We start from the raw sequence: 12,396 nt of genomic DNA, 5'->3' as shown, positions 1-12,396 counted from the left end.
GGAGTCAGCATGCACGGGCGGCGTGCGTGACCGGCCGGGTGCTGGTCCTGGGCGGCACGGCGGAGGCCCGGCGGCTCGCGGAGCGGCTGGTGGCCGGCGGCGTCGACGTGCTCAGCTCGCTGGCCGGCCGCGTCGCCGACCCGGTGCTGCCGGCCGGGGAGGTGCGGATCGGCGGCTTCGGCGGGACGGCGGGCCTGGCGGCGGCGCTCGACGGCGTGGCCGCGCTGGTCGACGCCACCCACCCGTTCGCGGCCACGATGACCGCGCACGCCGCCGCGGCCGCCGCGGCCACCGGCACCCCGCTGCTGCGGCTGCAGCGCCCCGGGTGGACGGCACAGCCCGGCGACGACTGGCGCTGGGTGGACTCCCTGGCCGACGCGGCGATCGCGGTGGCCGGCTGCCGCTCGGTGCTGCTGACCACCGGCCGGCAGGGGCTCGCGGCCTTCGCCGGGCTGGGCGCGCACTGCGTCGTCCGCTCGGTGGACCCGCCGGAGCCGCCGCTGCCGGCGCGCGCCACGGTGGTCCTCGCCCGCGGCCCGTTCACCGTCGAGGACGAGCGGGCGCTGATGACCGAGCACGGGGTCGACGCCGTCGTCACCAAGGACAGCGGGGGGCCGATGACCGCGGCCAAGCTCACCGCCGCCCGGCAGCTCGGCGTCCCGGTGGTGCTGGTCCGCCGGCCGCCGCTGCCGGCGGGCGTGCCGGTGGTGGCGACGGTCGAGGAGGCGCTGGCGTGGCTGGGCCGGTGAGCCGGTCCGGGCGGGGTCCGGTCAACGGGGAGTGCACGGCGGGGACCGCTCCGCTGCGTCATGGACACGCCGCTCACCCGCCCCGTCGTGACCCCGGCCTGCATACTCGCCAGCGCTGAGGACGCCGCACACCGCCGTCGAGCCGTCCCGAGGGGAGCCGTCATGAGCCGGAGCATCACGCTGGAGCAGTCCCAGGCGATCATCGAGGCCTGCAGGTCGGAGGCCACCACGATCGGGCAGCCGATGAACATCGCCGTCGTCGACGACGCGGGCCACCTCGTCGCGTTCGCCGCCATGGACGACACGAAGCTGATCGGCGAGGACATCTCGCAGAAGAAGGCCCTGACCGCCGTCTACTTCCAGATGGACACCCGCGACCTCGCGCCGCTGGTGCAGCCCGGGCAGCCGCTGTACGGCATCGAGGCGACCACGACCGGCAAGCTGGTCGTCTTCGGCGGCGGGGTGCTCCTGCGCGGGGCGGACGGCCGGATCGCCGGCGGCGTGGGCGTCAGCGCGGGCAGCGTGGACGAGGACCACCAGGTGGCCGAGGCGGGGCGGAAGGTCTTCGCCTGAAGGACGGAGCCTGAGGGCCGACCCCTGCCGGCAGGGCAGCCCGGGTTCAGGCCGACCGGAACGACCAGGCGGCCAGCCACACCGTGCCCACCGTGATCACCAGCGCCAGCGGCAGGTGCGTCACGATCGAGCCCGCGCTGCCCAGGGCCGCCTGCACGAAGGTGAGCACGAAGACCGCCGCGGCCAGCGCGGCCGGCCACCACACCCGCGTGCGCCGGCCGTGCAGCACCGTGGCGCCCAGCAGCAGCCCGGTGGTCACGTGCAGGGCGATCGCCCCGGCACCGTGGCCGCCGAGGGCGTCCTCGCCGACGAGGACCCGGCCGGCGGAGAAGAACTGCCAGAACAGCACCAGCACCGACAGCACTGCGGCTGCCTGTACCGGCCGGAGCGTCGAGACGGGGGTTGCCACGGCGGCGTCGCGGGTCCGGGTCATGGTGTCCTCCGGGACGGGGGGGCGGGAGAGGTGCTTGAAGATCGAAGCAGCAGAGTCCGGTCCGCACCAGGGCCTCGAGTCCCGCCTGGTGCTGTTCGACCTCGACGGCACGCTGGTCGACTCGAGCCCCGGCATCTGGGCCTCCGTCCGGGCGGCGGCCGAGGCGCTGGGCCTGCCGCGGCCGACGCCGGAGCAGTTGCGGGGGATGGTCGGCCCGCCGCTGCAGGACGGCTTCGCCCTGGTCCTCGGCGTGCCGCCGGACGACGTCCCCCGGGCGGTCGCCGCCTACCGCGCGCACTACTCGGGGGGCGCGCTGCTCGACGCGACCGTGTACCCCGGCGTCCCGGAGCTGCTGGCCGCACTGGCCGGGGCGGGTGCCACCCTCGCCGTCGCCACGAGCAAGCCGGAGCCCTTCGCCGTCCGGCTGCTGGCGCACGTGGGCCTGCTGCCGTCCTTCGCCTCGGTGCACGGCGCGACATTCGACGGCGCGGTGCGGCACAAGGACCAGGTGGTGGCCGCCGCGCTCGCCGCGCACGCCGACGGCGTGCGCCCGGTGCTGGTCGGCGACCGAGCGCACGACGTGCTGGGCGCCGCCGCGCACGGGCTGCCCTGCATCGGCGCGGGCTGGGGCCCCGCGCTGCCGGGCGAGCTGGCCGACGCCGGCGCGGCGCTGGTGGCGGCCACGCCGCGGGACGTCCTGACTGCCCTAAAACCCGGGTGACCGTCCGGCGTGCGGGCACGGCTTCCTGGACGCCGTCCGGCGCTGAACTTCCGGCGAGATCGGCGATCTCGCACGTGTGCGGCTGCGTAGCCGTGCGAGATCGGCGATCTCGCCGCTGATGGTCACTTTCAGGCGGCGACGGGCTGGGGCTGCTCGGCGGTCCGCTGCTCGGCTCGGCGCCGGCGCTGCAGCCCCGCCACCGCGCCGAGGGCCAGGGCGACCACGACGACGCCGTACCCGACGGTGGTCGGCCGCAGCCCCACCGCGCCCGACACGAGCCCGGCGGCGACGGCCGGGAGGCTGAAGGCGAGGTAGCCGACGACGAAGACGCTGGAGAGCAGCCCGCCGCGCTCGCCGGGCGCGACGCCCGCGGTCACGGTCGCCACCGCGCCGAGGAAGGCCGCGCCGAAGCCGAACCCGGACACCGCCGTGGCCGCGAAGAACAGCGCGATGCTCTCGGTGGCCAGCGAGACGATCGTGCCGCTGACGCCGGCGGCGAAGACCAGGCAGCCGGTGGTCATCGCCGTGTGCGGCACGGCGTTGCGCAGGCTCACGCTGCCGACGGCGCCCATGCCGTGCATCGCCACGATGACCAGGCTGCCAACGAGGTGGTCGGTCAGGCCGAAGACGCCGGCGGCGACCGACGGCCCCAGCGCCAGGTAGAGGCCGCCCAGGGCCCACATCGCCGCCAGGCACGGCAGCGCGACCAGGAAGGCCGCCCGCTGCGCGGCGGGCACGTGCACCCGCGGCCGCAGCGACGCGAGGGCGCCCGGGGTGCGCGGCGAGGACTCCGGCAGCAGCAGGGCCACGCCGGCGGCGACTCCGAAGAGCACGGTGAGCGTGCCGAACACCCGGTCGGTGGGCGCGGCCACGAGGTCGACCGCCAGCCCGGCGCTGACCGCCCCGAGGGCGATGGCGAAGCCGGGGACGGCGCTGTTGAGCAGCGCGCCGAGCGGGCGGTCGGCGCGCTGGTGGTCCAGCAGCGTCGCGCCCAGGGCGCCGGTCAGGGCCCCGACCGACACGCCCTGCACCACCCGCGCGGCGAGCAGCCAGCCCACCGAGTCGGCGGCCCAGAACAGCGTCATCGCGACGACCTGCAGCAGCATCCCGGCGACGACGACCGGCCGGCGTCCCACGTGGTCCGACAGCGCGCCGACGACCAGCAGCGTGGCGAGCAGCGCGATGGCGTAGATGCCGAAGACCGTCGTCAGCACGCCGGCCGAGAAGCCGAGCCGCTCCTGGTAGACGCGGTAGAGCGGCGAGGGGACGCCGGAGGCCGCCAGCACCAGGACGAGCAGCGCGGCCGCCGTCCAGAAGGAGGCGGCGCGGGACGCGCGGCGGGCGGGCACGCAGCAGGGCAAGCCCGCCGGCCGCACGGGCATTCCCGCCGGTCGGAGCGGCGCGGCGGTCAGCTGCGGGTGAAGTGCGGAGGCAGGACGACGTCCTCGCGGGTCAGGTCGTGCACCGACGCCTTCCCCAGCCCCAGCAGCGCCTCGTCGATGCCCTGCCGGATGATCGCCAGCACGTTCTGCACGCCGCGCTCGCCGTTCGCGGCCATGCCCCACAGGTAGGCGCGGCCGATCATGACGACCGTGGCGCCCAGGGCCATCGCCTTGACGACGTCGGCCCCGCGGCGCACCCCGCCGTCCATGAGCACCTCGACCTGGTCGCCGACCGCGTCCACCACGCCGGGCAGCGAGCGGATCGCCCCCGGCGTGCTGTCGAGGTTGTTGCCGCCGTGGGTGGACACCGAGATGGCGGTGACGCCGGCGTCGACGGCGCGACGCGCGTCGTCGGGGCGGGTGATCCCCTTGAGCATGAACGGCCCGCCCCACTGCTCGCGCAGCCACGCGACGTCCTCCCAGGTGGGCAGCGGGCTGCCCATCCACTGGCCGTAGGCGCCGAAGAAGTTCGGCGGCTGCTCGCCGTCGAGCGCGAGGTTCGGGACGCTCAGCTCGGGGACGCCGCCCGAGCGCAGGTAGGTGGCCAGCCAGCGCGGCCTGCGCAGCACCTCGGGGGCGAACCTGAGCGCGTTCCTGACGTCGATCTTCTCGGGGATGGGCGGGCTGCCCCAGTCGCGTCGGGAGGCGAACGACCAGTCCAGGGTCATGATCAGGCCCTTGGCCCCGGCCGCGCGTGCCCGCTCGGCGCGGGCGAGGATCGTCTCGCGGTCGCCGACCCAGTACATCTGGAAGAACAGCTTCTGCTGGGCCGCGCCGACCTCCTCCACGGGCTTGCTCGCGAAGGAGGACAGCCCCATCGCGACGTCCGCGGCCGCGGCCGCCCGGGCCACCGCCACCTCGCCGTCGGGGTGCACCGCCTGGACGCCGGTGGGGGAGATGAGCACCGGCATGGACACGTCCTGGCCCATGACCGTGGTGGCCAGCTCCCGCTTGGCGTGCAGGTCGGCGACGTGCGGGCGCCAGGTGATCTCGTCGAAGGCGGCGACGTTGTCGCTCGCCGTCAGTCCCTTCTCGGTGCCGGCGACCAGCGCCAGGTAGACCGACCGCGGCAGCCGCTTGCGCGCGCGGTGCTGGGCTTCCTCCACCGTCTCGAACCAGTCCCTGGTGCTCGCCATGAGAGCCCTCCCGCGATCGCCCGGCCGTCGGCGCCGCCTCCCGGGAGGGTGACGCACGCCACTGGCGGGCCATCGTGCCAGCAGCTGGCACTGAGTGTCAGCTGCCCGGTCGGAGGGGCCTCAGGGGTAGGTGCGCGGGCTGTAGACGGCGCCGGTGGCGCTGATCCGGGTCTGCGACGAGCCGACGATGACGCAGCAGCGCATGTCGACGGTCCCCGGGTCGAGCTCGCCGAGGGTGGTGACCCGTATGCTCTCCTCGGGACCGCCGACGTCCCGGCCGACGACGACCACCGTGTCGGCCTTGCGGCCCTCGAGCAGCACCTGCTGGGCCTCGGCGAGCTGGTGCGGCCGGGCCCGGGACCGCGGGTTGTAGAGGGCGAGCACCAGGTCGGCGGCCGAGGCGTGCCGCAGCCGCTCGACGACGACGTCCCACGGCTTGCGGACGTCGGAGAGGCTGACCACGCAGAAGTCGTGGCCCAGCGGGGCGCCGACCCGGGCCGCGACCGCCTGCGCGGCGGTCAGGCCGGGCAGCACCCGCACCGGGACGCCGGCGTACTCCGGCCGCTCGGCGACCTCGAGCACCGCGGCGGCCATCGCGAAGACGCCGGGGTCGCCGCTGGAGACGACCGCGACCCGCCGTCCGGACCGGGCCAGGTCCAGGGCGTGCGCGGCGCGCTCGGCCTCGACCCGGTTGTCGCTGGGGTACCGGGTCTGCCGCGGGTTGACCGGCACCCGATCCAGGTAGGGGCCGTAGCCGACCAGGTCGTCGGCGGCGGCCAGCGCCTCGGCGGCCTCCGGGGTGGTCCAGCAGCGGTCGCCCGGGCCGAGGCCGACGACGACGACCTCGCCGGTGCGGGGCGCGGCGTCCGCGGGCCGGTCGGGGCCGGGCGTCGGGCCGGTCAGCGGGCTGGGCAGCAGGGCGAGGGAGAAGTAGGGGACGGTCGCCGGGTCGACGTCGGCGAGCGGCACGGTGCGCTGCCGGTCGGTGGAGGCGCGCTCGACGTAGAGGGCCCGGTCGAGCACCCCGGCGGCGTCGAAGGCCTCGCGGACGTTGCCGAAGGTGCGACCCAGCTTCATGACGGCAGCGGCGTCGGTGGTGGCCAGCCACTCGGCGAGCTCGTCGGCCGGCAGCGTGCCGGGCAGCACGGTTAGCACCTCGTCGCGCTCGACCAGCGGCCGGCCGACCGCCGCCGCGGCGCCGCTGACGCTGGTCACGCCGGGCACCACCTCGGTCGGGTACCGGTGGGCCAGCCGCTTGTGCATGTGCATGTACGAGCCGTAGAAGAACGGGTCGCCCTCGGCCAGGACGACGACGTCGCGGCCGGCGTCCAGGTGCGCGGCCAGCCGGGCGGCGGCCGTCTCGTAGAACTCGTCGATCGCACCCTGGTAGCCCCCGGGGTGGTCGGTGGTCTCGGTGGTGACCGGGTAGACCAGCAGCTCCTCGACCTGCCCCTCGCGCAGGTACGGGGCGGCCACCCCGCGGGCGACCGAGCGGCCGTGCCGGGCGGCGTGGAACGCGACGACGTCGGCGGCGGTGATGAGCCGGGCGGCCTTGACGGTGACCAGCTCGGGGTCGCCGGGACCCAGCCCGACGCCGTACAGCCGACCGGTGCGCTCAGGTCCCTGTCCGCTCACTCGACGTCGCTCGCGATCGCGTTGACCGCTGCCGCCGTGATGGCGCTCCCGCCGCGCCGTCCGCGGACCACCAGGTGCTCGAGGTCCGAGGCGGCCAGGGCGTCCTTGGACTCCACCGCGCCGATGAAGCCGACCGGGATGCCCAGCACGGCGGCCGGGCGGGGTGCGCCGGCGGCGACCATCTCGAGCAGGTGGAACAGCGCGGTGGGCGCGTTCCCGATGGCCACCACCGCGCCGTCCAGCCGGTCGCGCCACAGCTCGAGCGCCGCGGCGGTGCGGGTCGTGCCGAGGTCGGCGGCCAGCGCCGGCGTGCGAGGGTCGTTGAGCGTGCAGACGACGTCGTTGTCCTTCGGCAGCCTCCGGCGGGTGACGCCCGAGGCGACCATCTCGGCGTCGCAGAGCACCGGCGCACCGGCGTCCAGCGCCTCGCGGGCCCGGGTCACGACGTCGGGGGAGAAGGCGAGGTCCTCGACCAGGTCGACCTGGCCGCAGGCGTGCACCATCCGCACCGCGACGCGGGCGACATCCTCGGGCAGGCCGGCCAGGTCGCTCTCGGCGCGGATCGTGGCGAACGAGCGCCGGTAGATCTCCGCGCCGTCCTTCTCGTACTCGTACATCAGCTCCACCCGACTCGGTATCCGGTCCCTGTCGCCACCACGTCGACGACCTCGCCCCGCGGCCGGCCGCAGCGCCGCTCGCACCCGGCCCAGTGCTGGCGGGCGCCGCCCGCGGGCAGCGTGCCACCGACCACCGCCCGGGCGGCGTCGGCCCGGACGTCGGCCAGCGACTTCGCGCAGCCAGGCCGCCCCGCACAGGCCGTCACCCGGCTCCAGGCGCTGCCCGGGTCGAGCACCAGCCCGGCGTCCGTCAGCCTCGCCGCCGCGGAGTCGTCGGGCAGGTCGGGGACGACGACGCTGCGCCACGGCGTCAGCTGCACCTCGTCGGCGAGGCCGGCCAGCAGGTCGGCCTGCTCCGCGGCGAGCCGGCCGAGCGGCACGACGGCGACGAGCGCGACCAACCCGTCGTCACACCGTCGCCCTCCGGGCGACACCGCGGCCACGTGCCGTCCCCCGGTCGTACCGAGCCGCTGCCCGTGTCCCGGTCGGGGAGCCTCCGGCCCCCGCGACCGGTCCACCCCGACCAGGTGCCGTTCCCCTGTGGAGCTGATCCGCTCCACGACGCGCCTCGGGCCGTCGTCCAGTTCACCCAGTCGCCACGCGGTGCCGCCCTGCGCCGCGCGCTCGTCGAGGAAGGCGCGGGTGGCGGCCAGCGCGACGGGGACGGCGTGGTCGGGGTGCACGCGCAGCCCGGAGTCGGTGCCGGCGAGGGTGAGCGCGACCTCGGCGGCGGGGAGCGCGAGCAGGCCGACGTCCCCGCCGAGGCCGGCGACGTCGCCGCGGCCGTCGTCGAGCGTGGCGAGGTACCGGCCGGGCAGCGCGGTGAGGGCGGGGTCGGCGCAGATCCCGGCGTCCAGCGCGCGGACCCACGGCCGGACGTCGAGGTGCCCGCCCACCCGGCCGGTGAGCGCGCTGGCCAGCACGTTGCGCACCCGCTCGTGCGGCGCGCTGGGCAGCAGGCCGGCGGCGGCGAGCCGCTCGCCGAGCTCGGTCCCCGCGCCGTCGGCCAGGCCGCGCAGCTGCACGTTGCCCCGGCTGGTGAGCTCCAGCGCCCCGTCGCCGAGCTCCCGGGCTGCGGCCGCCAGAGCCCGCAGCCGGTCGCCGGTCAGCAGACCCCCGGGCACACGCACCCGGGCCAGCGCACCGTCGGCTGCGGCGTGGGTCTGCAGCGCCCCGGGGCACGCGTCGGCGCGGACGCGGGCGGCGGGGCGAGCGGTCATGGCGCAGGCGAGGGTACTGAAAGGACCTCGCTGCCCCCCGCCCCTCGCTCCGCTCGGGTCGGGACCCTGCAGCGAGGCCGGCCTGCCGCGGTCAGCGCAGCTCGCGTCCGGCCGCGTCGAAGGACATCCACACCCGGCGGCGGTCGGCCCGACTGTGCACCTGTGCCATGGCCGCCACCCGGCGACGCTGCTCGTTGGTGGCCACGTGCTGGACGACGGCCACCTCGGCGTCGCGCATCGCCCGCTCGGCGGCGATCTCGACCGGGGTCGACGGGAGGTCGCTGCTCAGGTCGAGGTCGGCGTTGTCCATCGTGTCGTGCCGCGCGTACGGGCTGTCGTCCGGCAAGTGGCCGCTGATCCGGCCGTACGCGCCGAGGGTCAGCAGGAGCAGGCCGACGACCACGGAGAAGACGACGTTCTCGAACTCGAACGCCAGGATGTTGAACGACGTCCGGAGCACCGCCAGGTTGACCAGGGCGGAGAGCAGGAACAACGAGCCGGCGACGATCATGATCGTCGAGGTGACCCGGGGGCTGCGGGCCGCGGCGACCAGCAGGACGACGGCCATGACCACCGAGATCGTCGACAGCAGGCCGTTGGAGGACAGGCCGAGGATGCGCTCGCCCTCGGTCGAGAAGTAGTCCAGGCCACCGGCGAAACCGAGCAGGCCGAAGACCAGGAGGGTCAGGGCCACCAGCACGGCGCCGGTGCGCTGGACGGCGTACACGCGGGCGCCGGGGCCTGGGCGCTCCTCCGTGGTGCGGTTGGTGCGGTGCGGGAGGTGCAGTCGCAGTGCCATGGGGACTCCCGGGTGAGTGTGACGATGCCCATTCTTCCCCCGTTCCGGGTCGTTGGATGCACTACAGCCAGCTTTTTCCGCGCGCACCCGTGGGAAGCCTCGGCGGGGCGGGCGGGTTGTCCCGGCATGACCCAGCGCGACCTGCACTCGGAGTTCCTCCGCGCGGACCTGTTCCTCGCGATGGGGCAGCCGATCGAGGCAGCGCGACTGCTCGAGCCGCTCGTCGAGGCGGAGCCGGCCAACGAGGCCGCCCTCGAGCTGCTGGCCCGCGCCTACTTCGGCTCCGCCCAGCTGGCCAGAGCGGAGGAGGCGCTGACCCGCCTGGTGGGGATGGCCCCGGCCAACGGCTGGGCGCGGCGGGCGCTGGCCCGCACGCTGGAACGGCAGAGCCGGGCCGACGAGGCGGTGGCGCACCACCGGGTGGCCGACGCCCTCGGCGCTGCCTGAGGGAGGACGGGGTCCTCGTAGCTGCAGGAGGGCCGCCGTCACGCCGGAGCAGCGGCCAGGCGCTCGATCAGCCCGACCGACGCCTCGGGGTCGAGGGCCATCTCCGCGAGCAGCTCGAAGGCCCGGCCGTACCGGTGCACCTCGGCCTCCCCGTCGACGAAGGCGATGCGGGTCTTGTTCTCCAGGTAGACGACGTCCGGCGTCCCGGTGGCGCGCGACTCGAGGACGGAGAACGAGCCCGCCGTCACCGGGGGCAGCCCGGCGTCGAACGGCAGCACCTGCAGCGTGACGTTCGGCCGGCCGGCCACCTCGGCCAGCCACGCCAGCTGGCCGCGCAGCACCGCCGCGCCGTCGGACGTCCCGGGCGCGCCCGCGGTGCGGCGGAGCACCGACTCGTCGAGCACCGCCCACAGCAGCATCGGGTCGGCCGCGTCGAGGACCTCCTGCCGCCGCCGGCAGACCTGCACCCGGCGGTCCACCTCGGCAGGCGGGGGCCGCTCCCAGGTCGACAGCACCACCTGGCGCACGTAGTCCGGGGTCTGCAGCAGCGCGTGCGGCACCAGGGCGCCGAAGCAGCGCAGCGCCCGCGACCCCGCCTCCAGCCGGATGAGGTTGGCGTACCCGGCCGACAGGGTGTCGGCGTAGGCGTCCCACCAGCCGCGCGGCCGGGCCGACGGGGCGAGCCGGCGCAGCAGGTCGGCGTGGGCGTCGGGGACCCGGTAGAGCTCGAGCAGCCGGTCGAGGTCGTCGGCGGCGATGCCGATCCGGGCGGTCTCGATCCGCGACACCTTCGACGGCGACCACCCGAGCCGGGCCGCCACGTCCTTGGCGTGCAGGTGCTCGCCGGTGCGCAGCTGCCGCAGCTCGCGGGCCAGCCGGCGCTCGCGCACCGACGGCGTGTCCCGGTCGACCACGGAGCGACGGTAACCGTGCGTGCAATCGTGCAAGCGCGCTGGCGTCGCCCGGTGGGCGCCTGCCACCGTGAGCGTGCGGCCGCAGCCCCTCTCGATCCTCGACGCGAAGGACGACGGACATGACCGGAACGCACGTCCCCCTGCTCCGCTCCGACCTGTACGAGATCGCCTATCTGGCCGGCGGCCCCCGACGTGTGGTCGAGACCGCGGTGGTCGCACTGGTGGAGAACGGGCGACTGCGCGTGGACCGCGCCACGGGCCGGCTGCACGTCGTGGACGCCCACCGTCGGCACCCCGTCGAGGCGGTGGTCCTGGACGCCGTGGGACCGCGCGGACGCGCCGTCTGGGGGATCGTCTGGCGAGCGCGGTCGGACCCCCGCCTGGCCGCCGTCGCCGACGGTCTGGCCCGGGACGAGCTGCTCACCCGGCGCGGGGGTGTGGACGCGCGGGAGCGGTCGTTCTGGACGCTGTCGGGTCTGACGCGAGCCGGTCGAGCCGCGCTGCGGCAGGTGCGCCAGAACCCGCCGTCCCCACCGGTCACGGGCGGGAACGCCGCGCTGGCGGTGGCGCTGGCCGGGCCATCCGCGTGGGGCGCCGAGCTCCACACCGCGGTCTTCGACCCGCCTCCCCCGCCCCCGTCGTCCCCCGCGGACGCACGGGCTGCCCGGTACCGCCACGTCCGGTACGACGGTGGCGCGGTCGGCGCCGGAGGCGGCTGGGGCGGTGGCTTCGGCGGTGGCTTCGGCGGCGACTGCGGCGGCGGGGGAGGGGACGGCGGCGGGGGCTGCTGACCGGGCTCAGCCGACGGACTCGGCCGCGGCCCGCATCGCCTCCAGCGCGATCGGCGGCGGGGCCGCGAAGTCGAAGGCGCGGAACAGCACCCCGTGCCCGACCCCCATCGCCCGCCCCTGCAGCGCCGTGATCCCGGTGATCATGGGCCGCGGGGGCGGGTGCCCGGGGATCCCGGCCAGGTACTGCCCGTGCGCCTCCAGCGAGGCGATGCCCCGCTCCAGGGCCTCGCCGGTCACGTCCACGCCGTGGGTCGGGCGGTCGTCGCCGCCGACCAGCAGCCAGCGCACCGTCCAGGGCTCCAGCCCCTCGTCGAGCAGCTCGCGGAAGACCCAGCGGTTCCCGGCGTCGCGCAGCGCGTCGACGGCGGCCAGGCCGGCGACCCGGTGGTCGGCCTGGTTGAGCCCGGCGACGAACTCGACGGCCCACGAGCCGACGAGCAGGGCGTCGGGGCGGAGCTCGCGGATCACGCGCGTGATGTCCCGGCGCAGGCCCAGGCCGTACTCGAGGACGCCGTCCGGGTGGTCGAGGAAGCGGATGTCGCGCACGCCGACCGCCTCGCCGGCGGCCAGCTGCTCGGCCGTCCGCAGCCGGGCGGTCTCCTCCGGGCGCAGCGCGTCCATGCCGGCCTCGCCGCGGGTGAGCAGCAGGTACGCCACGTCGATGCCCTGGGCGGTCCAGGCGGCGACGGCCGAGGAGGTGCCGTACTCGACGTCGTCGGGGTGGGCGACGACGCACAGCACCCGCGAGAACGCGCCGTCGGGGAACGGCGGCACCGGGGGAGGGCCCATGGCCGGACGCTAGGGCCGCGACCCCGGCCGGCCGCGGTCACCCCTCGCGCGACCCCGGCTCCCCGGGGCGTCGCCACCCGCCGGATCCGGCCGGGTCCTCGCCGCGAGGCCCCAGGTCCTCCCGGTAGCG

Annotated in this window: 13 protein-coding genes and 1 pseudogene; 5 read left to right on the top strand and 9 right to left on the bottom strand. The window is 76.2% G+C overall.

Annotated features, from left to right (window positions below; genetic code table 11):
- Positions 1 to 26 precede the first annotated feature (26 nt).
- Positions 27 to 749 carry a cobalt-precorrin-6A reductase gene (locus BLW63_RS09500; RefSeq protein ID WP_091154280.1) on the top strand — a complete coding sequence of 241 codons (723 nt, stop codon included), beginning with the start codon at positions 27 to 29 and terminating at the stop codon, positions 747 to 749.
- Positions 750 to 911: 162 nt separating this feature from the next.
- A complete protein-coding gene (locus BLW63_RS09495; RefSeq protein WP_091154277.1) occupies positions 912 to 1,322 on the top strand; it encodes a GlcG/HbpS family heme-binding protein in 411 nt (136 codons plus the stop codon).
- A 46-nt stretch (positions 1,323 to 1,368) separates the two neighbouring features.
- Here BLW63_RS09495 and BLW63_RS09490 read toward each other — a convergent pair whose 3' ends face one another.
- The gene (locus BLW63_RS09490) at positions 1,369 to 1,755 is read right to left on the bottom strand and encodes a hypothetical protein (protein ID WP_091154273.1); all 387 of its coding nucleotides are present in this window, start codon (positions 1,753 to 1,755) and stop codon (positions 1,369 to 1,371) included.
- Positions 1,756 to 1,789: 34 nt separating this feature from the next.
- Between BLW63_RS09490 and BLW63_RS09485 the strand changes: the two genes are divergently transcribed.
- On the top strand, positions 1,790 to 2,476 hold the full coding sequence (locus BLW63_RS09485) for an HAD hydrolase-like protein (protein ID WP_244522466.1): 687 nt from the start codon (positions 1,790 to 1,792) through the stop codon (positions 2,474 to 2,476).
- Positions 2,477 to 2,604: 128 nt separating this feature from the next.
- On the opposite strand, the gene BLW63_RS09480 is transcribed toward BLW63_RS09485, so the two are convergent.
- From BLW63_RS09480 to BLW63_RS09455, 6 genes are all read right to left on the bottom strand, one after another.
- Positions 2,605 to 3,825, bottom strand: a complete 1,221-nt coding sequence (locus tag BLW63_RS09480) for an MFS transporter (protein ID WP_244522465.1) — start codon at positions 3,823 to 3,825, stop codon at positions 2,605 to 2,607.
- A gap of 59 nt (positions 3,826 to 3,884) precedes the next feature.
- Positions 3,885 to 5,054 carry a pre-mycofactocin synthase MftD gene (gene mftD / locus BLW63_RS09475; protein ID WP_091154265.1) on the bottom strand — a complete coding sequence of 390 codons (1,170 nt, stop codon included), beginning with the start codon at positions 5,052 to 5,054 and terminating at the stop codon, positions 3,885 to 3,887.
- A gap of 120 nt (positions 5,055 to 5,174) precedes the next feature.
- Positions 5,175 to 6,689, bottom strand: coding sequence for a precorrin-2 C(20)-methyltransferase (locus BLW63_RS09470; protein WP_091154261.1), 1,515 nt, complete (start codon positions 6,687 to 6,689; stop codon positions 5,175 to 5,177).
- On the bottom strand, positions 6,686 to 7,306 hold the full coding sequence (locus tag BLW63_RS09465) for a precorrin-8X methylmutase (RefSeq protein WP_091154865.1): 621 nt from the start codon (positions 7,304 to 7,306) through the stop codon (positions 6,686 to 6,688). The genes BLW63_RS09470 and BLW63_RS09465 overlap by 4 nt, the downstream gene beginning before the upstream one ends.
- On the bottom strand, positions 7,306 to 8,526 hold the full coding sequence (locus tag BLW63_RS09460; protein WP_091154258.1) for a precorrin-3B synthase: 1,221 nt from the start codon (positions 8,524 to 8,526) through the stop codon (positions 7,306 to 7,308). The genes BLW63_RS09465 and BLW63_RS09460 overlap by 1 nt, the downstream gene beginning before the upstream one ends.
- Before the next feature lie 91 nt (positions 8,527 to 8,617).
- Positions 8,618 to 9,325 carry a DUF4383 domain-containing protein gene (locus BLW63_RS09455; protein ID WP_091154254.1) on the bottom strand — a complete coding sequence of 236 codons (708 nt, stop codon included), beginning with the start codon at positions 9,323 to 9,325 and terminating at the stop codon, positions 8,618 to 8,620.
- A gap of 126 nt (positions 9,326 to 9,451) precedes the next feature.
- Here BLW63_RS09455 and BLW63_RS09450 point away from each other — a divergent pair, with 126 nt between their 5' ends.
- Positions 9,452 to 9,772 carry a tetratricopeptide repeat protein gene (locus tag BLW63_RS09450; RefSeq protein WP_091154251.1) on the top strand — a complete coding sequence of 107 codons (321 nt, stop codon included), beginning with the start codon at positions 9,452 to 9,454 and terminating at the stop codon, positions 9,770 to 9,772.
- A 38-nt stretch (positions 9,773 to 9,810) separates the two neighbouring features.
- Here the strand turns inward: BLW63_RS09450 and BLW63_RS09445 are convergent, their stop codons facing one another.
- A complete protein-coding gene (locus BLW63_RS09445; RefSeq protein WP_091154246.1) occupies positions 9,811 to 10,686 on the bottom strand; it encodes a helix-turn-helix domain-containing protein in 876 nt (291 codons plus the stop codon).
- A gap of 110 nt (positions 10,687 to 10,796) precedes the next feature.
- On the opposite strand from BLW63_RS09445, the pseudogene BLW63_RS09440 reads away from it, so the two are divergent.
- Positions 10,797 to 11,477, top strand: a pseudogene (locus BLW63_RS09440) (TIGR04222 domain-containing membrane protein); the annotation flags it as partial.
- Between the two features lie 6 nt (positions 11,478 to 11,483).
- On the opposite strand, the gene BLW63_RS09435 reads toward BLW63_RS09440, so the two are convergent.
- Positions 11,484 to 12,266: a PIG-L deacetylase family protein gene (locus BLW63_RS09435; protein WP_091154240.1), complete on the bottom strand. Its 783-nt coding sequence runs from the start codon at positions 12,264 to 12,266 to the stop codon at positions 11,484 to 11,486.
- Positions 12,267 to 12,396: the final 130 nt, after the last annotated feature.

The organism is Geodermatophilus africanus (assembly GCF_900107105.1).
GTDB lineage: Bacteria > Actinomycetota > Actinomycetes > Mycobacteriales > Geodermatophilaceae > Geodermatophilus > Geodermatophilus africanus.
Note: the sequence above shows the minus strand (reverse complement) of the source record. Positions and strands in the feature narration are given on the sequence as shown.

Coding starts and splice junctions, on each gene's coding strand:
- BLW63_RS09495 (WP_091154277.1), top strand. CDS start 912: ATGAGCCGGAGCATCACGCTGGAGCAGTCCCAGGCGATCATCGAGGCC.
- BLW63_RS09490 (WP_091154273.1), bottom strand. CDS start 1,755: ATGACCCGGACCCGCGACGCCGCCGTGGCAACCCCCGTCTCGACGCTC.
- mftD (WP_091154265.1), bottom strand. CDS start 5,054: ATGGCGAGCACCAGGGACTGGTTCGAGACGGTGGAGGAAGCCCAGCAC.
- BLW63_RS09465 (WP_091154865.1), bottom strand. CDS start 7,306: ATGTACGAGTACGAGAAGGACGGCGCGGAGATCTACCGGCGCTCGTTC.
- BLW63_RS09460 (WP_091154258.1), bottom strand. CDS start 8,526: ATGACCGCTCGCCCCGCCGCCCGCGTCCGCGCCGACGCGTGCCCCGGG.
- BLW63_RS09455 (WP_091154254.1), bottom strand. CDS start 9,325: ATGGCACTGCGACTGCACCTCCCGCACCGCACCAACCGCACCACGGAG.
- BLW63_RS09450 (WP_091154251.1), top strand. CDS start 9,452: ATGACCCAGCGCGACCTGCACTCGGAGTTCCTCCGCGCGGACCTGTTC.
- BLW63_RS09435 (WP_091154240.1), bottom strand. CDS start 12,266: ATGGGCCCTCCCCCGGTGCCGCCGTTCCCCGACGGCGCGTTCTCGCGG.